Here is a 23,368-nt window from a genome sequence, read left to right on the forward strand (position 1 = left end):
TCGGGGACGGCTCACCCCGTTCAACTGGAGTAACGACGTGGTGTCGGTGGAAGGAACAAAGCGGCTTGTCGGGTTGAGCGAGGGAACGGAACATGGGGAGAGACCGCAAGGGAGCCTCGATGATCGAGATCTGGCCGGGTGACCCCTATCCCCTCGGGGCGACCTATGACGGCGCGGGCACGAACTTCTCGCTCTACACCGAGGTCGCGGACGCGGTGGAGCTGTGCCTGTTCGACGAGGACAACGTCGAGTCGAGGGTGCCGCTGACCGAGGTCGACGGGTTCATCTGGCACGGCTACCTGCCGGGGATCGGGCCGGGACAGCGGTACGGCTACCGGGTCCACGGGCCCTACGACCCGGCCCACGGCCTGCGGTGCAACGCCAACAAGCTGCTGCTCGACCCGTACGCCATGGCCATCGAGGGCGACGTGAGCTGGCACGAGGCGGTCTACGGCTACCGGTTCGGCCAGCCCGACACGCGCAACGACATGGACTCGGCCCCGTACGTGCCGCGCTCCATCGTGATCAACCCGTTCTTCGGCTGGGGGCACGACCGGCCGCCCGCGACGCCGTACCACGACACCGTGATCTACGAGGCCCACGTGCGGGGCCTGACGATCAGCCACCCCAAGATCCCCAAGCACCTGCGCGGCACGTACGCGGCGCTCGGCCACCCCGAGATCCTCGACCACCTCACCAAGCTCGGCGTGACGGCGCTGGAGCTCATGCCGGTGCACCAGTTCGTCACCGACCACATCCTGGAGCAGCGCGGGCTGTCCAACTACTGGGGCTACAACTCGATCGGGTTCTTCGCGCCGCACAACCGCTACTCCAGCCAGGGGCAGCGCGGCGGGCAGGTGCTCGAGTTCAAGGCCATGGTCAGGGCGCTGCACGAGGCCGGCATCGAGGTCATCCTCGACGTCGTCTACAACCACACCGCCGAGGGCAACCACCTCGGGCCGACGCTGGGGCTCAGGGGGATCGACAACCTCAACTACTACCGGCTGGTCGAGAACGACGAGCGCTACTACATGGACACCACGGGCACGGGCAACAGCCTGCTCATGCGCTCGCCGCACGTGCTGCAGATGATCATGGATTCGCTGCGTTACTGGGTCATCGAGATGCACGTCGACGGGTTCCGCTTCGACCTGGCCTCGACGCTGGCCAGGGAGCTGCACGAGGTCGACCGGCTGAGCTCGTTCTTCGACCTGGTGCAGCAGGACCCGGTGCTGTCGCAGGTCAAGCTGATCGCCGAGCCGTGGGACGTCGGGCCGGGCGGCTACCAGGTCGGGAACTTCCCGTCCCGGTGGACGGAGTGGAACGGGCGCTACCGCGACACGATCCGCGACCTGTGGCGGGGGCAGGCGGCCACGTTGCCCGAGTTCGGCTCCAGGTTCACCGGGTCGAGCGACCTCTACCAGGACGACAGCCGCCGCCCCGCCGCCTCGATCAACTTCGTCACCTGCCACGACGGCTTCACCCTGCAGGACCTCGTCTCGTACAACGTCAAGCACAACGAGGCCAACAAGGAGGGCAACCGCGACGGCACCGACGACAACCGGTCCTGGAACTGCGGCGAGGAGGGACCGGCGGGCGTCGCCGTGGAGGCGCTGCGCGAGCAGCAGAAACGCAACTTCCTCACCACGCTCTTCCTGTCGCAGGGCGTGCCGATGCTCTCCCACGGCGACGAGCTGGGCCGCACGCAGAAGGGCAACAACAACGGCTACTGCCAGGACAACGAGCTGACCTGGGTCGACTGGTCGGACGTGCGGGAAAACTGGCTGCTGCTGGAGTTCACCCAGAGCCTGGCCGAGCTCCGCAAGAGACATCCGGTCTTCCGCCGCAGACGCTTCTTCTACGGCAAGCCGGTACGCGGCCTGAACGACATCGCGTGGCTCACCCCGTCAGGGGAGGAGATGACCGACAGCGACTGGACCGTCGGCTACGCCAAGTCCCTGGCCGTCTTCCTCAACGGCGACGCCATCACCGAGCCGGACCGCCGCGGTCGCCCGATCCGGGACGACTCGTTCCTGCTGCTGTTCAACGCCCACTACGACACCATCAAGTTCACGATCCCCAAGGACTACGGTGAGATGTGGCTGACCGAGGTCGACACCGCCATGCCGATCAAGGTGGACGCGCGCACCTGCCGCGGCGGCGACGCCATCGAGGTGCCCGGGCGGAGCGTGCAGGTGCTGCGCCGTGTCTAGGCCCTCCTCCACCTACCGGCTGCAGCTGACCCCCGACTTCGGCTTCGCGCAGGTGGCCGAGATCGCCGGCTACCTGCGCGACCTCGGCGTCAGCCACGTCTACCTGTCGCCGATCCTGCAGTCCACGCCCGAGTCGCGGCACGGCTACGACGTCACCGACCACTCCAGGATCAGGCAGGAGTTCGGCGGGGCGGCGGGGTTCAGGGAGATGGCGCAGCAGCTCGCCGCCCATGACCTGGGCATCGTGGTGGACATCGTGCCCAACCACATGAACACGGTCAACGCGCAGTTCTGGTCGGTCCTCAAGGACGGGCCCGCCTCGCCGTACGCGAACTGGTTCGACATCGACTGGTCCGAGGGGAAGGTCGCCCTGCCCGTGCTCTGGGACGACACGGACCCGTACGTGGACGGCGACGTGCTGCGTTACCACGACCACGCCTACCCCTACCCCGGCCACTACCGGCTGGCCGACTGGCGCGAGGGCCCCGGCTACCGGCGCTTCTTCGACGTGTCGTCGTTAATAGGGCTACGGGTCGAGGACCCGTCCGTGCTGTTCGCCACCCATGAGGTGATCTTCTGGCTGCTCGACGAGGGGCTGGTGGACGGGCTGCGCGTCGATCACCCCGACGGGCTGGCCGACCCTCGGGGCTACCTCGAACGGCTGCGCGCCAGGGCGGGCGAGACCTGGACCGTGGTGGAGAAGATCCTCATCGGGCCCGAGCGGCTGCCGGGCGACTGGGCCTGCGACGGCACCACCGGTTACGACGTGCTCAACCGCGTCAACGGCCTCTTCGTGGATCCGGCCGGGAAATCTCCCCTTGTTCAGCTTTTTGCGGACATGACGGGGCAGCCTGCCGAGTACCGTCCCGTGATGGCGCAGGCCAAGCGGGAGGTCATCGACCTGTTCTTCGGCGCGGAGGTCGACCGCCTCGCCGACGCCGCCTGCAAGGACCCGGCCGCCGTGCGCGAACTGCTCGCCGCGATGCCGGTCTACCGCGCGTACGTGGTGCCGGGGGAGCCGCCGCCGCCCGAGTCCGTCGAGATCGTCGAGCTGGCCGCCGAGGCGTGCTCGCCCGCCGTGCTCCCGCTCGCCCGCGAGGTCCTGTACGGCTCCGCCGAGGCGATCGTCCGCTTCCAGCAGGCGTGCGGCCCGGTCATGGCCAAGGGCGTGGAGGACACGGCGCTCTACCGGTGGTATCCGCTGGCGTGCCTCAACGAGGTGGGCGGGGAGCCGGACGTGTTCGGGGTGCCGGTGGAGGAGTTCCACGACTTCTGCGCGGAGATGCGGCCGTACACGATGACCACGCTGTCCACGCACGACACGAAGCGGTCGGAGGACGTGCGCGCGCGGCTGTCGGTGCTGTCGGAGATGCCCGGGGAATGGGCCGCCGCGGTGTCGTCGTGGTCGTCGTCGGTGCGCTTCGATCCCGCGCTGGACTACCTGGCCTGGCAGAACCTCATGGCGGCCTGGCCGATCTCGGTCGAGCGGTTCACGGACTATCTGCTGAAGGCGGCGCGGGAGGCCAAGACCGCCATTTCCTGGATAAATCCGGATCCGTCCTACGAGCGAGGCTTGCGGGAGTTCGCGGAGGCGGCCGTGCGGCTGCCGGTGGGCGAGTTCACCGCGCGCATCGAGCCCTTCGCGATGTCGAACTCGCTCGGGGCCAAGCTCGTGCAGCTGATGATGCCCGGAGTGCCCGATGTGTACCAGGGCAACGAGACCACCGACTTCTCGCTGGTCGATCCGGACAACCGGCGGCCCGTGACGTATCCCCGCAAGCCGGAGAGCTCGTGGGACGCGGCCAAGCTGCTGGTGACGACGCAGGCGCTGCGCCTGCGCCGCCGCCTCGGGGGCGCGGCACCATACCGGCCGCTGCGGGCGGAGGGGCCCGCCGCGGAGCACGTGATCGCCTTCGCCAGGGGCGACCGGCCGCAGGCCGTCGCGGTCGCCACCCGGCTTCCGGTGCGGCTCGCCCGGTCGGGATGGGGCTCCACGTCCCTGACGCTCCCGGCCGGGACGTGGCGGGACCTGCTCACCGGCGGCCTCCACACGGGGCGCATCCCGCTCGCGCACCTGCTCAGTCAGTATCCCGTCTCACTTCTGGAGAGACATGATCTTTGAGGTCTGGGCACCGAAGGCCACGTCCGTCGAACTGTCCCTCGGGGACGTCCGTCACGCGATGTCGCGCGGGGAGGGGGGCTGGTGGTCGGTCGCGGTGGCGGGGGCCTCGCACGGCACGCGGTACGCGTACCTGGTGGACGGCGACGGGCCGTACCCGGATCCGAGGTCGCGGCGGCAGCCGGAAGGGATCTTCGGGCCCAGCGCCGTGTACGACCACGCCCGCTTCACCTGGTCCGACCACGAGTGGAAGGGCCGCGACCTGCGGGGAGCCGTGCTCTACGAGCTGCACGTGGGGACGTTCACGCCGGAGGGGACGTTCTCGGCGGCCATCGAGAAGCTGCCGCACCTCGTGGAGCTCTGCGTCGACTTCGTGGAGGTCATGCCGGTCGCGCCCGTGCCAGGGGGGCGTAACTGGGGGTACGACGGGGTGGATCTGTACGCGGTGAACGAGACGTACGGGGGGCCTGACGGGCTCAAGTCGTTCGTGGACGCGTGCCATCGGGCCGGGATCGGGGTCATCCTGGACGTCGTCTACAACCACCTGGGGCCGTCGGGGAACTTCCTGCACCCGTTCGGCCCGTACTTTGCCGGATTCAAAGGCAGTTATTGGGGCGAGGCCGTCAATCTGGACGGCCCGGACTCCGACGAGGTGCGGCGGTACTTCGTCGGCAACGCCGTGCAGTGGCTGCGCGACTACCACATCGACGGGCTGCGGCTGGACGCCGTGCACGCGCTGCACGACAGCCGCGCCAGGCACCTGCTGGCGGAGCTGTCGGAGGAGGTGGACGCGCTGGCCTGCGCGGTCGGCCGCCCCCTGTCGCTGATCGCCGAGTCCGACCTGAACGACCCGCGCATGGTGCGCTCGCTGGACGCCGACGGCCTGGGCATGACCGCTCAGTGGGACGACGACGTCCACCATGCACTGCACTGCGCGGTGAGCGGGGAGTCGCACGGCTATTACGGGGACTTCGCCCCGCTGTCGGCGCTGGCCAAGGTGCTGACCTCGGGCGTGCTGCACGACGGGAGCTATTCGACCTTCCGCGGCCGCGCCCACGGCCGCTCCTTCGCGGGCGTGTCCGGGCACCGGCTGGTGGCCTGCGTCCAGAACCACGACCAGATCGGCAACCGCCCCATGGGCGACCGGCTGCCCGTACCGGCGCTCAAGCTGGGGGCCGGGCTGCTGCTGACCTCGCCGTTCACGCCGATGCTCTTCATGGGGGAAGAGTGGGGGGCGCGTACGCCGTTCCTGTTCTTCTCCGACCACGTGGAGGCCGAGCTCCGCGAGAGCGAGGGCGCGCGGCGGTCGCGCGAGTTCGACGGTTTCGGGTACGTGTGGGACGCGCCCGATCCCTCGGACGAGGAGACGTTCCTGCGGTCGAAGCTCGACTGGAGCGAGGCCAAGGAGGAGGCGCACTGGTCGGTGCTGTGCTGGTACCGCGACCTGATCGCGCTGCGCAAGGCGCTGCCCGAACTGTCGGATCCGCGGCTGGACCGGGTTCGGGTGGAGGTGGATCCGCTGGAGAAGTGGCTGCTGATGTGGCGGGGCTCGCTGGCGGTGGCCGTCAACTTCGCGCCGGACTCGGTCACGGTGCCGGTGGCGGTGTCGCCGGGGATGGTGCTGCTGGCCTCGGACGAGCCGGTGGTGGCGGACGGGAAGAAACTGCGCCTCCCCGGTCAGTCCATGGCCATCTGCCGAACCTGACGGGGACGCCTCGGGCCGGGGTTGTCCACAGGGGCGTCGCGCGGGCCGGCCGTCGTCCACAGAATCCCGTTCCGCTCCACCTGGGCAACGCCCGATCACCGATGATCCTGAGTGCCTCGCCGACTCCTCTTCTACGCATGGAGCGCACTCACCCATGAAGATCACTTTGCCTTTGCCCGCCACGCTCACGTCCCTCTTCGTCGTGGCCATGGAGCAGTTGCTGTTCGACGTGGAGTCGTTCGTGCCCTGGCGCGTCAGCGGCCCGTACCGGCGGGCCGCGATCAGCGCCCTGGGCAGCGGAGCCCTGACGGTGACCCACCATCGGACACCTTGGAAACCGGCGGCGGCCGACCTCACGGACGACGAGAGACGCCGCCTGCGGCGCACCAGGCAGCACGTGGTGCTCGCCATGACCGCCCCCCCGCACAGGCTCCCCGCCGGGGTCCAGGCCGCGAGAGCGGCCGCCCGTGCCCTGGCCCGCGAATGCGACGGCCTGCTCCTCGATCCGCTGACGGGCTCCACCATCCTCACCTGCGGCAGATGCGCGGGCGAGCCCACGGACTTCCGCCTCGACGACGACTGGCTGTCCTGGGATGTCCAGGTCCACGACGCCGCGACCTGCCCTCCGTGGGACCCGGCCGACACGGGCGTGTGCGACTGCCTCCGCGTCACGTCCCGAGGACTGCGCCGCTTCGCCCTCCCGGAGGTCACCCTCGACGGCGCCGGCTGCGCCCACAACCTCTGCGCGACCAGCCTCCTGCGCACAGTGGCCCACCGCCTGGTCACCGACCACCTGGCCTACGTCACCGCCCATCCGGACGCCACCGAACGCGACATCGACGATTTCCTCCACATCCCCGCCTCGGACCAGCCGGACGGGGGCCTGCCCTTCGGCGTCCGGCTGACGCCGTACGACGCGGAGCTGGGCGAGCTGGGCCGCACCGGCACCATCCGCCGCCTGAAGATCGGCCCCGCCCCGGGCGCCGGCCAGATCACCTGCCTCAAGGTCGGGCCGCCTTCCGGCTTCCCCGGCTCGTTGAACGACTGGCTGTGTGCCACCCAGAGCGCCGTCCACCCGCCGCTGAGATTGATCGACCCGGCGCGGACGTCGGCGATGGCAGCGACCTCGGGCATCGCGGCCTGACGTTGACCGTTATGGCATGATTTATTGAGAAAAATGCCTGATTGTCCTGAACCAAAACGGGGCCTCTGACCGTCAAAGTGACGTGATCCCGTTTGAGATGATCGATGAAGATCTGCGTACGGCCCGTCAGCGGGCCCACAGGTGGGAGAAGCTGCGGGAGCGCCGCGCGGTCATGGCGGGCCTGATCCGTGAGGCCCGGCAGGGGCTGGAGGCGGTCGACGTATGGGATCCGGAACAGGTGGCCGTCGAGGAGGCGAGGCTGGCGGCGTACCGGATGCTCCTCGCGGAGGTGGAGCGGGAGCTGGCCGAGGTGGGGCCGGCGCGGGACCTCTACCAGGAGCTGCTGGCACGCGAGGAGCGGCGGCTGGCCCTGTCGGCCGATCCCCGGGGTGCTGAGCTGCTGGAGATCGGGCGGTTGCTGGCCGAGCTGGACGTCGAGCTGCCGGCATGGGAATGTGCCAGGGCGGCCGGGGTCGCGGTCCTGCGCGGGGACGAGGCGATGGGCGAGTTCGTCGCGAAGGTGCAGGCGCTCGGGATGACGGTGGAGGCAGCCGGCGTCGAGGGGACGGACGCCGTCCATGACCTGGTCGAGCGGCTGGGGGAGCGCTGCCATGAGCTCGAGCGACTGCGTTACCGGCTGCGGACTCGTCGGGAGGAAGTGCTCCTCGCCTGAGCCGGCCACCGGCTCGAGGGCCACGCTCCGATCGGGGCCGGTCTGACGAGCCGCACTCGGCGGTTGGAGCGACCTGACAAGCGCGCTCGGCGGTTAAGGCCGGTCTGACGAGCCGCGCCAGCGGTTGGGGTCGGCCCGACGAGCCGCGCCTCCGGTTGGGGGCCGGGCGGACGTGCCGTGGCCTCCCCCCGAACCGGATGCCGAGGCTTGAAGCCGCGAACGGGTCAGCGGCTGAGGACCTGCCTCAGGACGTGTTCCAGGGTCGCTGCCGGATTCGCGACGGAGCCGGCGGAGCGCCAGGCCACGTAGCCGTCCGGCCGGACCAGTACGGCACCGCCCCCGTTGACGCCGTACCGCTCCCTGAACCGCCCCTCCACGTCCATCAGCTCCTCATCCACCACCACCCGCGTGAGCTGTATCCCGAGCCGTTCCTTGACCACCCGCCCGGCGTCCATCCAGACCTGGCCCCCCTCCCGGTCGGCCAGCAGCACGAAACCGGAGCCGAACAGGTCGATGGTCGAGATGCGCTGCCCCTCCCAGTCGAGGATCACGTGAGGAGCGCGGCTGCCGGGACGTCCGTTCGGTACACGGGGATCCTCCAGGATCGAGCCGTCGTCGCCGGGCTCGTCCAGGATGGCCGTGGAGTGGTGGCGGAAGCCGATGAGGGCGCCCAAGGGGTCGTCCAGGGGCTCCGGGTATCCGACGCGGGCCGCGGGAGGCATGCGTGCGCCGAGGTTGGCGAGCTGGGCGTCGGCTGTCAGGGTGCAGATGGGCCGGCGTTCGGCGTCGTACGTGTCGAGGAAGGCCGGGCCGGCCTGGCCCGATACGACCAGCCAGAGACGCCAGGCGAGGTCGCAGCCGTCCTGGAGCGCCGTGCTGCCGCCCTGCCCGCCGGTGGGCGGCATGGTGTGGGCCGCGTCCCCGGCGAAGAAGACCCGGCCCACGTGGTAGGTGTCGGCCAGCACGTGCGCCATGGCGAAGAAGGCCTTGTCCAGCACCCGGACGTCCAGATCGGGCCGGCCGACCGCGATCCGTACCAGGTCCAGGCAGCGCTCGTCGGTGAAGTCGGCCTCGCTCTCGCCCTCGGAGAAGTTGACCCCCAGCACGTGCGCCCCCACGCCGGTGCCGGTCACGATCACGCCGTTGAAGACGTCGTTCTGCAGGTACCAGAGCGTGACTTCCCGCTCGCGCACCAGCCCGGTCAGGTCGGCGTCGAACATGATCGAGCACATCTGGCCCAGCTCGCCCTTGCCTGAGGTGGGCACGTTCAGGAGGCTCCGAAGCGGGCTACGGTAGCCGTCGGCGGCCACCACGTAGTCGGCCCGCACGAGGTGCTCCCCGCTCGCGTCGCGGATGAGCGCCGTCACCCCCTCGTCGTCCTGCTCCAGCGAGACCAGCTCGGTCGAGAACCGCAGGTCGGCGCCCAGCTCCTCGGCCTTGAACCGCAGCAGCCGCTCGATCTCGGCCTGCGGCGCGCCCACCTGCTGGACGGGCGTGACGTCGGCCAGGAAAGCCGTGTCCTCGCTCTCGCTGTTCATGATCATGTGGGGCTCCGGGTCGGCGAGGCTCTTGGCGATCGCGATGCGCATGTTCTCGCCGATGCCCGCCCAGATCTCGCTGAGCTCCTGCTCTATGCCGGGTACGGGACGCAGCAGCTCGATGGCTCGCGGGCCGACGCCGAACGCCTTCGGCTGGATCGAGGTGCTCGGATGCCTCTCCACCAGCATGACCGGTACGTCGCGCCACGCCAGGAGCATCGCCGTGCTCAGACCCGCGTAACCGCCGCCCACTACGAGGACGGGGACCCGCTCTTGTTCCATGCTTCTCCACCTCCGGGAACGCGTAGTATCGCGTTTGCGGTCGAGCGACACGATATGTCGCGTGTAGAGGACCGGTCAAGACATATCTCGATTTGGAGGCTGAGGGTGCGGGTCACGGAAAGGCGGCCCCCGAGGGGGTGACAGCTGTGCTGGGCGTGGCCCAACCTGGGCTCGGGAGCGTAGCGCGAGGCGGAGCGCCGAGCTGGCCGCGGAGGCGGGGCGCGGAGGCCGGAGGCGGGCCACGGCGCCCGGGCGCGGGACGGAGCGCGGAGGCCGGGCACGGGGGCTGGGTGCGGAGGCCAGGCACGGAGGCGGGGCGCGGAGGGTGGGTGCGGGGGCGACGGTTGCCCCGGCGTGGTTCAGGAGAGGTGGCGTTCCAGGGACTCGAGTTTGCTGGTCATCCCGTCCGTGACCCCCTCACGGAGGTCGGCCTTGAGCACCAGGCTGACCCGGGGCGCGACCTCAGCCACCGCGTCCACCGCGCGCTTGACGACGTCCATGACCTCGTCCCACTCGCCCTCGATCGTGGTGAACATCGCGTCCGTGCGGTTGGGCAGCCCGCTGTCGCGGACCACCTTGACGGCGCGGGCCACGGGCTCGGCGACCCCTTCGCCGACGCCCAGCGGGGTGATGGAGAATGCGACGATCACTGCTGCCCCCTTGCGGCCTGCCCGGAGGCTTTCGATCTTAGCGAGATCTCGGCGAGATCTCAGCCATGCGGTCTTCGTGGTGGGGTGGCCGCGCGAAAAGCCACGACGTCGGCGAACGCCGTGGCCGCCCGCGGTATGTCACACGTGGTCGTGCTCTTCTTCGTCTTCCTCGCTCGGCCCCTCCGACGGCTCCACCCCGAGCACCGCCTCGCGCGGCTCGATCTCGGTGATGTGGTCGACGAGCTGCAGCACGTGGTCGGGCTCGATCAGCCACTGCAGCGCCGAGGCGCCGGTCTCGTCCGAGGCGACCAGCTCGGCCTGCTCGGTGCGCTCCTCTTCGGTGAGGTCAGCCTCGGGATGCCTGATCTCGGCCAGAGCCGCCGCCTGCAGCGCGTCAACGTCGAGCACCTCGACGGTCAGCTCGACCGTGAGGCGCAGGTACTTCGGTTCATCACTCATGGCGACGACTTTAGGGCAGCTTCCACTCGACAGGGGTGGCGCCCTGCTGAATGAGCAGCTCGTTGGCCCGGCTGAACGGGCGCGAGCCGAAGAATCCGCTGCGGGCCGAGAGCGGGGAGGGGTGGGCGGACTCGATGCGCGGGATGTCGCCGAGCATGGGCGCCAGGTTGCGCGCGTCGCGGCCCCAGAGGATGGCGACCATCGGCTTGTTGCGGGCCACGAGCGCGTGGATGGCCTGCTCGGTGACCTGCTCCCAGCCCTTGCCTCGGTGGGAGGCGGGCTTGCCGGGCATCACGGTGAGGACCCTGTTGAGCAGCAGGACGCCCTGCTCGGCCCACGGCGTCAGGTCGCCGTTGGAGGGGCGGGGGAGGCCGAGGTCGGCCTCCATCTCCTTGTAGATGTTGACGAGGCTGCCCGGCAGCGGCCGCACGTCGGGGGCCACCGAGAAGGACAGGCCGACCGGGTGGCCGGGCGTGGGGTAGGGGTCCTGACCCACGATCAGCACCTTGACCTCGTCGAAGGGCTGGTTGAAAGCGCGCAGCACGTGCGCGCCCGCGGGCAGGTACTGCCTGCCTTCGGCGATTTCCTTACGCAGGAACTCGCCCATCTCGGATATCCGCTCGGAGACGGGCTCGAGCGCGCGCGCCCATCCGGCTTCGACGACTTCGTTCAGGGGACGACCGGCCATGGCCGATCAGCCTATCCAGGTCTGGTACGGCTCGCCGCCGAAACGTCGGCTCCGAGCCGTACCAGAATGATCACAGAGCCGGTTTGCCCGGCTTGAAGAGCCAGGCGTCGAAGAGGGAGCCGAGCTGCCTGCCGGAGACCCGCTCCGACAGGGCGATGAAGGCGGCCGTGTCGGCATTGCCGTACTTGTGGTCGGAGGCCCACGTGCGCAGGATCCTGAAGAACGCGTCGTCGCCCACCGTGCGGCGCAGGACGTGCAGGGTCATCGCGCCGCGGTCGTAGACCGGGTCGTGGAAGAGGCCGGCCGGGCCGCCGGGGTCGGCGGGGGGCGTCTGCCAGAACTCGTCGTCGGCCGCCCGCGCGTAGGCCTTGTCGAACGAGCTCTGCACGGTGCCGGCGCCCTGCTTGTCCGACCAGAGCCACTGCGCGTACGTGGCGAAGCCCTCGTTGAGCCAGATGTCCCGCCAGAGCTTCGGCGTCACCGAGTCGCCGAACCACTGGTGCGCCAGCTCGTGGGCCAGCAGCGACTCGCTCGGCACGCGCGGGTAGACGGGCCGGGACTGGGACTCCAGGGCGTAGCCGACCTCGGGGGCGTGGTCGGCGATCCCGCCGGTGGAGGAGAACGGGTACGGGCCGAAGAGGGAGCTGAAGTAGTCGAGCACGGGAGCGTGCCGCTCGGCGAAGTCCTTCGCGCCGTCGGCGAGCTTGGGATCCACGGCGGTGATCACGCGGTAGCCGCCCACCCGGGTGTCGGTGAGCACGAACTTCCCGATCGACACCGTGGCCAGGTAGCTCGCCATCGGCTCCCGGGAGTCCCATACGTACGTGGTGCGATCGCCCTTCGACGCCTTCGACACCAGATCGCCGTTGGCCACCGCCACGCGGGTGCTGGGCACGGTCACCGAGAAGCGGTAGGTGGCCTTGTCGGTCATGTGGTGGTTGCCGGGATACCAGGTCATCGCGCCCTGGGGCTCGTTGGCGTTGAACACGCCGTCGCTCGTCCGGATCCATCCGTCCCGGGAGCCGTCCGGGTCGACGACGTGCGTGGGCCTGCCGTCGTACCGGACCTCGACGGAGAAATCCCGTCCGGGAGGCAGCGCGGAGGTGATCACCAGCTCGGAGCCGCTCTGGGAGAACGCGGCGGGCCGGCCGTCCAGCGTCACGGAGCGGACCGTGAGCGTGCTGACGAGGTCGAGGTCGAAGCGGCTCAGCGCCTGCGTGGCCCGCGCGGAGAGGCGCGCCACGCCGGCCAGGCGGTTGGAGCTCGGGTCGTAGTCGAGCGTGAGGTCGTAGTGGCCGGCGTCGTAGCCGCCGTTCCCCTGGTCGGGGAAGTACGGGTCACCCGCGCCAGGTGCGCCGGGCCGGGCGTCGAGCGCGCGGGCGGGGACGAGCGGTAGAGAGATGAAGGCTGCTGCGGCGAGAGCGAGAAGACGCTTCATCGGACGATCATAGAACCGCGTCGCGGGCGCCCACCGGAACCGGCGGGCGCCCGCGAGCGTGTCACTTCACGGATCCGGCCATCATGCCCTGGACGAAGTACCGCTGGAAGGCGAAGAACAGGACCAGCGGGATGATCAGCGACAGGAACGCGCCGGACGACAGGATGTCGATGTTCGATCCGAACTGCCGCATCTGGGACTGCAGGTGCTTGGTCATCGGCTGGTTCTCGGTGTCGGCGAAGACCAGCGCGATGAGCATGTCGTTCCAGACCCACAGGAACTGGAAGATGCCCAGCGAGGCGATGGCGGGCTTGCCCAGCGGGAAGACCACCGACACGAAGATCTTCCACTCCGGCGCGCCGTCCATTCGCGCCGCCTCCAGCAGCGAGGAGGGGATGCCGACGAAGAAGTTGCGGAGCAGGAAGATGGCGAACGGCAGGCCGAACGCCACGTGGAAGAGCACCACGCCGGGGATCGTGCCGAAGATCCCGATACCTCCGTAGAAGGAGGCGATGGGGATCAGCGCGATCTGGATGGGCACGATCAGCAGCCCCACCACGACGAGGAAGGCCGCGTCACGCCCGGGGAACTCCATCCACGCGAACGCGTAGGCGGCCATGGCCGCGATGCCGATCACCAGGATCGTGGTCGGCACCGTGATCGCCACGGTGTTCCAGAAGGACGCGGTGAAGCCGCTGGCCAGCAGGCTCGCGTAGTTCGAGAGGGTCAGCTCGGCGGGCTTGGTGAAGACCGTCCACCAGCCCTCGGCGGTGTTGACCTGCGTCGTACGCATCGAGACGACCAGCAGGCCCAGCGTCGGCACCAGCCAGAACAGGCCCAGCAGCACCATGATCAGCTGGACGGCGCCGCCGCCGATCCGGTCCACCATCTTGCTCAGCACGCCTCTGCGCGGCGCCCCCGTCTCGAGTCCGGACGGCGCGGTAGCGGTTGCCGTGGTCATGAGTCTCCCCTCCTGAACCGGCGGATGTTCATGATCATGAAGGGGAGGACCAGTATGAGCAGGAAGACGGAGAGCGCGCTGCCCAGGCCCTGGTTGTTCCCGCCGCCGAACGACACGCGCCACATCTCCAGCGCGATCACGTTCGCCTGTGGCTGGACCGAGCCTGGCGCGATGATGAAGACCAGGTCGAACACCTTCAGCGTATTGATGATCATCGTCACGAAGACGACGAGCAGCACCGGCGAGAGCAGCGGCACGGTGATCTTGCGGAACACCTGCCACTCCGTCGCGCCGTCGATGCGGGCGGCCTCCAGCGCGTCACGCGGGATGGCCGCGAGGCCGGCCGCGATGAGCACCATGGCGAAACCTGCCCACACCCAGACGAACGCGCCGATGATCGCCGGGGTGATGAGTGTCGGGCCGAGCCAGCTCAGGCCGCCGTAGGAGGCCTGGAAGTTGGACTGCGGGAGCCGTACGACATAGGAGCCCGCGGGCAGGCCCTCGAAGCGGAACGAGCCGTCCTCGGCCGTCGTGGCGGTGCCGGCGACCTTGCCGTTCTGCACGGCCTCGACGGTCATGCCCGGCAGGCCCTTCTCCGAGGCGTCGACCTGGCCGTTCTTGCCGCCGCCTCCTGGCGTGAAGTCGAACCACACGGTCCCGGAGAGGCCGCCGGCGGCCGCGGGGGCCTTGGCGGGTTGGGCGTTGCCCGGCAGCACGTTCGGCTTGACGCCCACGATCGGGATCAGCACCGGCTGACCGGTCTGGACGGGCTGCTTGGTGACGACCGTGCCGCCCTCGGCGGCGACCGGGGACTGGTCGCCCTCGCGCGGGCGCGCCTCCGGGTAGCCCTGCGAGGAGGAGAACGTGTCGTGCACCGTGGTGAGCACCGCGTTGGCCAGGCCCTTGTCGGGGCTCTGCTCGTAGACGAGGCGGAAGATCACGCCGGCCGCCATCAGCGAGACCGCCATGGGCATGAACACGATGAGCTTGAACGCCGTCGCCCACTTGATCCGCTCGGTCAGCACCGCGAAGATCAGGCCCAGCGTGGTGACCACGATCGGCGCGACGATGACCCAGATGAGGTTGTTGCGGATCGTGGTCAGCGTGCCGGAGTCGGAGAAGATCGTGGCGTAGTTGCCCAGTCCCACGAATCCGGTGCCCGCCGCGTCGAACAGGCTCCGGAAGATGGAGTAGACGATCGGGTAGACCACCCAGATTCCCAGCAGCAGCGCCGCCGGGAGGAGGAAGGCGATGGCGACCGCCGGCGAGGGGCCGAGGCGTCTGTTGGTACGGGGGGTTTCAGCCGGTCCGGAGGAGGGCCCGTCCGCGATCTCCGCGGACGGGGCCTGCGGGCCGTCCAACCGTTCGGTCACGGCCTTACCTCTTTACTTCTTCCAGGCCTTCTTGGCCTCGGCTTCGAGTGCGGTCTGTGCGCCCTTGATGTCGCTCGGGTTGCGGAGGAAGTCCTGCAGCGCCTTCCACTCACCCTTGCCGTCGGTGCCGCCGAACGCGCTCGGCGCGAGGTCGGACATGTCGTAACGGACGGCGTCGCCGGCCGAGACGATCGTCTGGCCGAGCTGCTTGGTCAGCTCGTCGGGGTAGTTGTCAGGGGAGACGTTCTTGTTGGGCGACAGGTAGCCGGGCAGCTTGGCCCAGATCTCGCCGCCCTCCTTGGAGGCCAGGAACTGCAGCAGCGCCATCGCGCCGGGGGAGTCCTTCATCGCGACCGCGACGTCGCCGCCCAGGACGACGGGCGCCGTGTCACCGGCCTTGGGGAAGGGGAAGTACTTCGCCTCCTCGCCGACCTTGGCGCCCGACTGCGCGGCCTCGACGGCCACGAAGTCGCCCTCGACGACCATGGCGGCCTTCTTGTTGCCGTAGACCTTGGACACGCAGGTCGGGTAGTCGGTCTGGAGGGCGCCGGAGCTGCCGTCGAGCAGGAACTCCTTCTTGCCGACGAGCTGCTGGATCTTCTGCAGCGCGGTCGTCACGGTCGGGTCCGTCCACGGGATCTCGTGCTTGGAGAGCTTGTCGTAGTTCTCGGCACCGGCGGTGGACAGGTAGACGTTCTCGAACAGGTCGGTCAGCGTCCAGCCCGAGGCGGCGCAGAGCGAGAACGGCGCGGTGCCGGAGTCGGCGATGGTCTGCGCGTTCTTGACCAGCTCGTCCCAGGTGGTCGCCGGCTGCACGCCCGCGTCGTCGTACGCCTGCCCGCGGTACCAGACCAGCGACTTGTGCGCCGCCTTGATCAGCACGCCGTACACCTTGCCGTCGGCGGAGCCGAGCTCCTTCCAGTACGGGGTGTAGTTGGTGTCGATCTCCTTGATGACGTCGTCGGAGAGCGGCTTGAGCGCGCTCTGGTCGGCGTACTGCTGCACCAGGCCCGGCTGCGGGAGGATGGCCACGTCCGGCGGGTTCTTGCCCTGGATGCGCGGGCCGAGGTAGGCGCCGGTGTCCTCACCGGTGGAGGCGTACGTGACCTCGGCGCCGGTCTTCTCGGTGAAGGCCTTGAGCACCTGCTCGAAGTTCTTCTGCTCGGCGCCGGTCCACTTGGCGGCGACCTCGAGCTTCACGCCCTGGAGCGTCTTGGCGCCGGCGGCGGGAGCCGACGCGGAGCCCGACTCGGTGGGGGTGGTGGTCGTGGGGGCGTTGCCGCAGGCGGCGACGGCTACCGCGAGCCCGGCCAGGATGACTGCTGCTCTGGCTTTGCGCATTGGTGCCTCACTGGGTTCTGAGGATCTCTTCGAGTTCTGACTTCATGGAGGCCGCGACGTCGTCGGCGGACTCGCTGGAGGGGTTACCGAGCGCCTTGGCGACCGAACTGGCGATCACCAGGCTCAGCTGGTTGTAGTTGGCGCTCACCGGCCGTGGCTTGGCCGCGAGGATGCTCTCCTTGAGCACAGGCAGGTACGGGAAGCGTTCGATCAGGGTGGGATCGTCGTAGAGCTCGGTCCACACGGGCGGGAACGAGCCCTCGGTCAGGACGCGGCGCTCGTTCTCCAGGCTCGTGAAGTAGCGGATGAACTCCTGCGCCGTGCGCTGATGCCTGGAGTACGCGCTGATCGCCAGGTTGGCGCCGCCCAGCGAGCTGGACCCGGGGCCGTTGAGCCCGGGGAGCCGGGTCACGCCCAGCTTCTTGCCCAGCTTCGCCCTGGCGGGGCCGTAGGCGTGCGGCCAGTTGCGGGCGAAGGCCAGCCGGCCCTCCTGGAAGGCCAGGCGCGACTCCTCCTCCTTGTAACTCAGCGACTCCTTGGGGATCCAGCCTTCGCGCAGGCCCTGGAGCAGGAAGTCGAGCGCGATCTGAGCCTTGGCCGGATCGAGGGTCACCTCCGTGCCGTCCCGGCTGACGATCTGTCCGCCGGCGGACTGGAGGGCCTCGGAGAAGTTGACGGTGAGCCCTTCGTACGCCAGAAACTGCCCGGCATAGCCTCCAATGTCATGCTTTTTCATGATTTGACGGGCTTGGTCGCGAAGCTCCGCCCACGTCCGGGGTGGCTTCTTGACCAGGTCAGCCCGGTAGTAGAGCAGCCCCGCGTTGCTCGTGTACGGGACGGCCCAGAGCTTGTTCTTGTAGACCGCCGTTTCCACGACGGGCGGCAGGAACCTGTCGAGCGGGAACAACCCGCGCTCCAGGGGGATGATCCAGCCGTTCTCCGCGAACTCGGCAGTCCAGACCACGTCGAGCCCCAGTACGTCATACCGGTTGCTCTTGGCCTGGAGGTTGGCCACCATCTGAGCGCGCTGCTCGTCGGCGGCCTCGGGCAGCTCCAGCAGCGTCACCTTCTCGGCCGGGTGGGCCTGGTTCCAGCGGTCCAGCAGGGGTTGCAGGTACGCCGTGGTGTCGCGACCGGTGGCGAACGTGATGGGGCCTGTGCCGCCCGTACCCGTCTCGCCGCCGCCTTCATCGCTCGCTGACGCGCATCCGGCCGCCGTAAGCAGGACGGCGAGGAAGAGCGACAGTGAGCGCACCTCTGTTTCCTCCGTGTTCAGAGGGGATACATACGTGTTAGGTAGATGCATTCATGTTATGCACACCTGTAATCTGTAGGTCAACGGATAGCCACGTAACGCATTCGTAACACGGTGGGGAGGCGAGGCGGTGCGGCTTCACCTGCTGGCGCTCCTGGCTAAAGAGCCGGCTCACGGCTACGAGCTCAAACAGGCGCTGGAGCAGACGTTCGGCAGTGCCTATCCCTCTCCCAACATCGGCCAGATCTACGTCACGCTCGGCAGGCTGGAGAAGGACGGCCTCATCAGGGCGGTGGACGTCGAGCAGTCCAACCGGCCCAACAAGAAGGTCTACTACCTCACGGCCAAGGGCCGCGAGGTGCTCACCGAGTGGGTGGACGAGCCCACGGAGGGGCCCAGGGTGCGCGACGAGTTCTTCATGAAGCTCGTGCTCGCCCCCCTCACCGGCATCGCCGACCGGATGGTGCTGATCAGCCGGCAGCGCCGCCACTACCTGTCGCTCATGAGCGATCTCAACGACCTCCTCGCCCGCACACCGCCGACCGACCGGGTGGCGACGCTCCTCATCGAGGGCGCCATGCTCCACCTGCAGGCGGATCTTGACTGGCTGGAGCGTTGCCAGGAGGATCTGGCATGAGCACGGTTGTGAAAACGGTCAATCTGGTCAAAATCTACCAGGATGGCGCAGTGCCCGTGCCTGCCGTGCGCGGCGTGGACCTGCAGGTGGAGCCGGGTGAGTTCGTCGCGATCATGGGTCCTTCCGGGTCCGGCAAGTCCACGCTCGTCCACATGCTGGGCGGGCTCGACACCAGGACGAGCGGTGAGATCTGGCTCGACGGCAAGCGGGTCGACACGCTCTCCGAGAGCGCGTGGGCGCTGCTGCGGCGCAAGAAGGTCGGGTTCGTCTTCCAGTTCTTCAACCTCGTCGCCAACATGACCGTCGGCGACAACGTCGAGCTGCCGGCACTGCTCGCCGGGGCCTCTCCCAAGGTGGCCCGCGAGCGCAGGGAGAGCCTGCTCGGCGCGCTCAACCTCAACGACCGGGCCGACGCCTCACCCGCCCAGCTCTCCGGCGGGGAGCAGCAGCGGGTCGCGCTCGCCAGGGCGCTGGCCAACCAGCCGAGCGTGCTGCTGGCCGACGAGCCCACCGGCAACCTCGACAGCCGCAACACCCGCGACGTGCTCCGCCTGCTCGGCGACGTCCACAAGAAGGGGCAGACGATCGTCATGGTCACCCACGACGCCCGCGTCGCCAGCCTGGCCGACCGGGTGGTCTCCCTGTTCGACGGGGAGATCGTGGACGACGGCCGCATCGCGCGCAGGCGTACGGGCACGGCCGGCGAGGTGATCGACCTCCGATGAGCGCGACTCTGGCCGGTAGCCGGTGGATCAAGGCCGACCTGCGGGCCAGGAAGGCTCAGGCGGTGCTCACCGTGCTGACCGTGGCCGGCATCGTGGCCGCGCTGATCACCGCCGCGACCCTGCTCGAGGACAGCACCAACCCGTGGCGGAGCCTGTTCGCCCAGACCGACGGCGCCCACGTCTGGCTCTACACCGACGACAGCCCCCAGGTGTCCCTGGGCGGCATCGACGGCGTGACGCAGGTGGCGGGGCCGTACCGGTCGGCGCCCGTGACGGTGGCGCAGGACGGCAAGAAGGAGCCCGCGGCGCTGCGCGCGATGCCCGCCACGCCGCCGCAGGTGGCGCACCCGGTGGTGGCCGAGGGCAGGTGGCTGGACGCCTCGCAGCCGGACGGGGTGGTCGTCGAGCGCTCCTTCGCGACCTCGCTGCGGCTCAGGATCGGCGCGCCCTTCACGATCATCGCGCTCAGCGGCAAGCGCCACACCCTGTACGTACGCGGCATCGCCGACTCCGCCGAGCAGGGCTTCTACCCGCAGTGGACACCCGGCCTGGCCTACGTGCTGCCCGCCATGCTCGACCGGATCGAGCCCATGCTGGGCCACAGCGAGTGGGTGACCGGGCTGCGCCTGGCCGACCCCGACGCCACGAAGGTCGTCTCACAGCGCGTGGTCGTCATGCTGGAGGACAAGCTCCAGCGCGTCTACACCTGGCGCGAGGTCAGAGCCGCCATGGAGCTGGACAACCGGCTGCTGGGCACGCTCCTGGCGCTGTTCGGCGTGGTCGGGCTCGTGGCCGCCGCGCTCGCGCTGGCCAACGCCGCCGGTGGCCGGGTGCTGGGCCAGCTCCGCGACCTGGCCACGCTCAAGTCGATGGGCTTCACCAAGGGCCAGATCGCGCTGCTGCTCCTGGTCGAGCACGGCGCGCTCGGCCTGCTCGGCGTTGCGATCGGCGCCGTGGTGGGCTGGGGCGTCACGGCGGCGGTGCTCGGCGCGACGTCCGTGGCGCCCATCCCGGTGCTGGCCATCGTCGCGGGCACGGCCCTGATGGTGCTGGCCGCGGTCGGAGTGCCCGCGTGGCGCGGCGGCCGCACCCCGCCGATCCCCGCCGCGCCCGCCCTGCCGCCGCGCGGCCACCTGTCCAGGCTCGCCCGGCTGGCCCTGCTGGTACGCCTCCCGCCCGCCCTCGTCCTCGGCACCAGGGACGCCTTCACCCGTCGGGTGCCGGCGTTCCTGACGGCGTTCGGGCTGGCCGTGCCGATGATGATGATCACGATCGGGCTCGGCGTCTGGGCCACCCTGGACAACTTCGCCGACCACCCCGAGCAGGTCGGCCAGCACGCCAGCCTGTACGTCAGGCCGGGCAAGCTGGAGCCGGCCGCCGCCCAGCACATCGCCGAGTTCGACCAGGACGTGGCCCAGGTCTACCCGGGCACCGACGTGAACGCGCTGGCCCCCGGCGAGGGCCGCTCGGTCCGCGTGCGGGCCATCGGCAGCTCCACGGAGCCGTACCCGTTCCCCGTGGTCGAGGGGCGCATGTACGCCCGCCAGGGCGAGGCGGTGGCCGGTCAGGGCCTGCTCGACCTGCTGGGGGTGAAGATCGGCGACCGGGTGCGGCTGACCGTGGGCGGCACGCCGCTGATCGTCAGGATCGTCGGCAGGACCGTCGAGCCCGACCTCGACGGCGAAGTGATCTCGGTGGGGCTGGACAGCCTGGCGGCCAAGGACTCGGTGCCGCCGGAGTTCTACGCGCTCGCCCTGAAGCCGGGCGCCGACAAGGCGGAGGTGCGCGGGCGGCTGCTGGCCGAGTCGGCGGAGGGCCTGGACGTCCAGGCTGCGGTCAACCCGGCGGACCGGCTGTCGGTCATCCGGGTGGTGATCGTGGCGCTGATCGCCGTGCTGCTGCTGATCGGCCTGGCCAACCTGCTCACCGCCAGCGCGCTCGGCCTGCGCGACCACGCGTTCGACCTGGCCGTGCTGAAGGCCATGGGGCTGACGCCGCGCCAGGTCATGGCCACGCTCGTGACGGGCACGGGGCTGCTGGTCGTGCTCGGGGTCGGCGCGGGCGCCGCGGCGGGCATGTCCGTCGTGACCGGGCTGATCGACCTGCAGGGCCACACGAGCGGCGTCGGCGCGGGCATCGGGCGGGCGCCCTCTGCCCTGACGCTGGTCGTCGCCGTCGTGGTGGCCGTGGGCACGGCCCTCGCGGTGGCGCTCATTCCCGCCCGCCGCGCGGCCCGTGCCCAGGTGCCGGTCACATCCCGCTGAGAGAGCCGCTGTCCCTCGTCAGCTCGGTCTTCTTCAGCGCGAACCAGTAGAAGCCGTGCCCCGGCAGCGTGAGCAGGTACGGCAGCTGACCGATCGGCGGGAACTCCACGCCGCCCCGCGCCTCGACCGGGACCATGCCCTCGAACCTGCGCAGGTCCAGCTCGACCGGCTGCGGGAACTTCGACAGGTTGTTCACGCAGAGCATGATGTCGTCGCGGTCCTCGCGGACGAAGGTGAGCACGGACGGGTTCGAGGACCACATTTCCGTGTACGCCCCCACGCCGAACACCGGGTGCTTGCGCCGGATCTCCAGCATCTTGCGGGTGAAGTGGAGCAGCGAGCCTTCGTGGCGCTGCTGGGCCTCCACGTTGACCGCCTGGTAGCCGTAGATCGGGTCCATGACCGCGGGCAGGTAGAGCCGTCCCGGGTCGGCCGAGGAGAACCCGGCGTTGCGGTCGGGGCTCCACTGCATCGGCGTGCGGACCGAGTCGCGGTCCTCCAGCCAGATGTTGTCGCCCATGCCGATCTCGTCGCCGTAGTACATGACCGGCGAGCCGGGCAGGCTGAGCAGCAGCGCGGTGAACAGCTCGATCCGGTCGCGGTCGTTGTCGAGCAGCGGGGCGAGCCGCCGGCGGATGCCCAGGTAGGCCCGCATGCGCGGGTCCTTGGCGTACTCCTTGTGCATGTAGTCGCGCTCTTCCTCGGTCACCGTCTCGAGCGTCAGCTCGTCGTGGTTACGCAGGAAGATGCCCCACTGCGCCTTCTCCGGCAGCTTGGGCGTGCGCGACATGATCTCGGAGATCGGCTCGCGGGTCTCCTTCTTGACCGCCATGTAGATGCGCGGCATGAGCGGGAAGTGGAAGGCCATGTGGCATTCGTCGCCCCCCGTGGTGGGGTCGCCGAAGTACTCCACCACGTCCTCGGGCCAGCCGTTGGCCTCGGCCAGCAGCACCCGGTCGGGGTAGAGCCGGTCCACCTCGGCCCTGACCTTCTTGAGGTACGCGTGCGTCTCCGGCAGCCCGGAGCACGCCGTGCCCTCGCGCTCGAACAGGTACGGGACCGCGTCCAGCCGGAAACCGTCGATGCCCAGGTCCAGCCAGAACCGCAGGACCTCCAGCATGGCCTCCTGCACCGCCGGGTTGTCATAGTTCAGGTCCGGCTGGTGGTGGAAGAAACGGTGCCAGTAGTACTGCTTGCGCACCGGGTCGTAGGTCCAGTTGGACTCCTCGGCGCCAATGAAGATCACCGGCGCGTCCGGGTAGCCCGTGGGATGGTCGGACCACACGTAGAAGTCGCCGTACGGACCCTCGGGGTCGTGCCGGGACGCCTGGAACCAGGGGTGGCGATCGCTGGTGTGGTTCATCACGAGGTCGGTGATGATCCGCAGGCCGCGCTCGTGTGCCTTCTCGATCAGCGCCACGAAATCGCCCAGGTCGCCGAAGTCCGGGAGGATCTTCATGTAGTCCGAGATGTCGTAACCGCCGTCGCGCAGCGGCGACTCGTACAGCGGCAACAACCACAGGCAGTCCACACCGAGCCACTCGAGATAGCCGAGCTTCTCGATGAGACCGCGCAGGTCGCCGGTGCCGTCGCCGTTGGAGTCCTTGAACCCCCGGACGAGAACCTCGTAGAACACCGCCCGCTTGTACCAGGCTGGATCCTCCGAGACGAAGGCCTCGGAGATCGGCTCCGGCATTGGGGATGCGTTGATCATATGTCGCTCACAGGAAGAGATGTGGGCAGGACGAAGTCACCGGTTACCCCGGCGTTTATCTGGTGACCGCGCCGCGTGGAGTCGTCATCCCTGCGAACCCCACTGCCCTTGAACGAGACCTGATTTGTGATCTGGTGCCCGTTTGTGCGGCGCTTACGGGCCGAACACTACCAGCCCGGTGGCTTTCCG

General features: G+C 69.4%; 18 protein-coding genes. 8 read left to right on the plus strand and 10 right to left on the minus strand.

Translation table 11 applies throughout. From position 1 onward, the window contains the following. Nucleotides 1-119: 119 nt before the first annotated feature. The 5 genes from glgX (at nucleotide 120) to AB0H84_RS32640 (ending at nucleotide 7,854) form a co-directional block, all read left to right on the plus strand. Complete coding sequence (gene glgX, locus AB0H84_RS32620) at nucleotides 120-2,213, plus strand: glycogen debranching protein GlgX (RefSeq protein ID WP_357612739.1); 2,094 nt, start codon at nucleotides 120-122, stop codon at nucleotides 2,211-2,213. After that, a complete protein-coding gene (gene treY / locus AB0H84_RS32625; RefSeq protein WP_357612742.1) occupies nucleotides 2,206-4,335 on the plus strand; it encodes a malto-oligosyltrehalose synthase in 2,130 nt (709 codons plus the stop codon). Before glgX ends, treY begins: the two co-directional genes overlap by 8 nt. Then, complete coding sequence (gene treZ / locus AB0H84_RS32630; RefSeq protein ID WP_357612745.1) at nucleotides 4,325-6,037, plus strand: malto-oligosyltrehalose trehalohydrolase; 1,713 nt, start codon at nucleotides 4,325-4,327, stop codon at nucleotides 6,035-6,037. Before treY ends, treZ begins: the two co-directional genes overlap by 11 nt. A gap of 154 nt (nucleotides 6,038-6,191) precedes the next feature. Then, nucleotides 6,192-7,181 carry a hypothetical protein gene (locus tag AB0H84_RS32635; RefSeq protein WP_357612748.1) on the plus strand — a complete coding sequence of 330 codons (990 nt, stop codon included), beginning with the start codon at nucleotides 6,192-6,194 and terminating at the stop codon, nucleotides 7,179-7,181. Nucleotides 7,182-7,278: 97 nt separating this feature from the next. Next, the gene (locus tag AB0H84_RS32640) at nucleotides 7,279-7,854 is read left to right on the plus strand and encodes a hypothetical protein (protein WP_357612751.1); all 576 of its coding nucleotides are present in this window, start codon (nucleotides 7,279-7,281) and stop codon (nucleotides 7,852-7,854) included. Nucleotides 7,855-8,078: 224 nt separating this feature from the next. On the opposite strand, the gene AB0H84_RS32645 is transcribed toward AB0H84_RS32640, so the two are convergent. The 9 genes from AB0H84_RS32645 to AB0H84_RS32685 form a co-directional block, all read right to left on the minus strand. Further along, a complete protein-coding gene (locus tag AB0H84_RS32645) occupies nucleotides 8,079-9,674 on the minus strand; it encodes an FAD-dependent monooxygenase (RefSeq protein WP_357612754.1) in 1,596 nt (531 codons plus the stop codon). Between the two features lie 359 nt (nucleotides 9,675-10,033). Next, nucleotides 10,034-10,324 (minus strand): MTH1187 family thiamine-binding protein, encoded by a 291-nt coding sequence (locus AB0H84_RS32650; protein WP_357612756.1) that lies wholly within the window; start codon nucleotides 10,322-10,324, stop codon nucleotides 10,034-10,036. 138 nt (nucleotides 10,325-10,462) lie between these two features. After that, on the minus strand, nucleotides 10,463-10,783 hold the full coding sequence (locus AB0H84_RS32655; protein ID WP_357612758.1) for a hypothetical protein: 321 nt from the start codon (nucleotides 10,781-10,783) through the stop codon (nucleotides 10,463-10,465). A gap of 10 nt (nucleotides 10,784-10,793) precedes the next feature. After that, complete coding sequence (locus AB0H84_RS32660; RefSeq protein WP_357612761.1) at nucleotides 10,794-11,471, minus strand: uracil-DNA glycosylase; 678 nt, start codon at nucleotides 11,469-11,471, stop codon at nucleotides 10,794-10,796. A gap of 70 nt (nucleotides 11,472-11,541) precedes the next feature. Then, entirely contained in the window at nucleotides 11,542-12,909 is a 1,368-nt protein-coding gene (locus AB0H84_RS32665; RefSeq protein WP_357612764.1) for a M1 family metallopeptidase, read from the minus strand. 61 nt (nucleotides 12,910-12,970) lie between these two features. Then, nucleotides 12,971-13,870, minus strand: coding sequence for a carbohydrate ABC transporter permease (locus tag AB0H84_RS32670; RefSeq protein WP_357612767.1), 900 nt, complete (start codon nucleotides 13,868-13,870; stop codon nucleotides 12,971-12,973). Beyond that, on the minus strand, nucleotides 13,867-15,243 hold the full coding sequence (locus tag AB0H84_RS32675) for an ABC transporter permease subunit (protein WP_357612770.1): 1,377 nt from the start codon (nucleotides 15,241-15,243) through the stop codon (nucleotides 13,867-13,869). Before AB0H84_RS32675 ends, AB0H84_RS32670 begins: the two co-directional genes overlap by 4 nt. 12 nt (nucleotides 15,244-15,255) lie before the next feature. After that, nucleotides 15,256-16,584, minus strand: coding sequence for an ABC transporter substrate-binding protein (locus AB0H84_RS32680; RefSeq protein ID WP_357612773.1), 1,329 nt, complete (start codon nucleotides 16,582-16,584; stop codon nucleotides 15,256-15,258). 7 nt (nucleotides 16,585-16,591) lie between these two features. Continuing rightward, nucleotides 16,592-17,839 carry an ABC transporter substrate-binding protein gene (locus tag AB0H84_RS32685; protein ID WP_357612776.1) on the minus strand — a complete coding sequence of 416 codons (1,248 nt, stop codon included), beginning with the start codon at nucleotides 17,837-17,839 and terminating at the stop codon, nucleotides 16,592-16,594. 130 nt (nucleotides 17,840-17,969) lie between these two features. On the opposite strand from AB0H84_RS32685, the gene AB0H84_RS32690 reads away from it, so the two are divergent. The 3 genes from AB0H84_RS32690 to AB0H84_RS32700 are packed head-to-tail and all read left to right on the plus strand — an operon-like array spanning nucleotide 17,970 to nucleotide 21,465. Further along, a complete protein-coding gene (locus tag AB0H84_RS32690; RefSeq protein WP_357612779.1) occupies nucleotides 17,970-18,476 on the plus strand; it encodes a PadR family transcriptional regulator in 507 nt (168 codons plus the stop codon). Beyond that, the gene (locus AB0H84_RS32695; protein WP_357612782.1) at nucleotides 18,473-19,201 is read left to right on the plus strand and encodes an ABC transporter ATP-binding protein; all 729 of its coding nucleotides are present in this window, start codon (nucleotides 18,473-18,475) and stop codon (nucleotides 19,199-19,201) included. Before AB0H84_RS32690 ends, AB0H84_RS32695 begins: the two co-directional genes overlap by 4 nt. After that, nucleotides 19,198-21,465, plus strand: coding sequence for an FtsX-like permease family protein (locus tag AB0H84_RS32700; protein WP_357612784.1), 2,268 nt, complete (start codon nucleotides 19,198-19,200; stop codon nucleotides 21,463-21,465). Before AB0H84_RS32695 ends, AB0H84_RS32700 begins: the two co-directional genes overlap by 4 nt. Here the strand turns inward: AB0H84_RS32700 and treS are convergent. Next, entirely contained in the window at nucleotides 21,452-23,161 is a 1,710-nt protein-coding gene (gene treS, locus AB0H84_RS32705; protein WP_357612787.1) for a maltose alpha-D-glucosyltransferase, read from the minus strand. The two genes, AB0H84_RS32700 and treS, sit on opposite strands and share 14 nt — an antisense overlap. Nucleotides 23,162-23,368: the final 207 nt, after the last annotated feature.

Origin of the sequence: Nonomuraea sp. NPDC050786, from assembly GCF_040654115.1 — a bacterium.
GTDB lineage: Bacteria > Actinomycetota > Actinomycetes > Streptosporangiales > Streptosporangiaceae > Nonomuraea.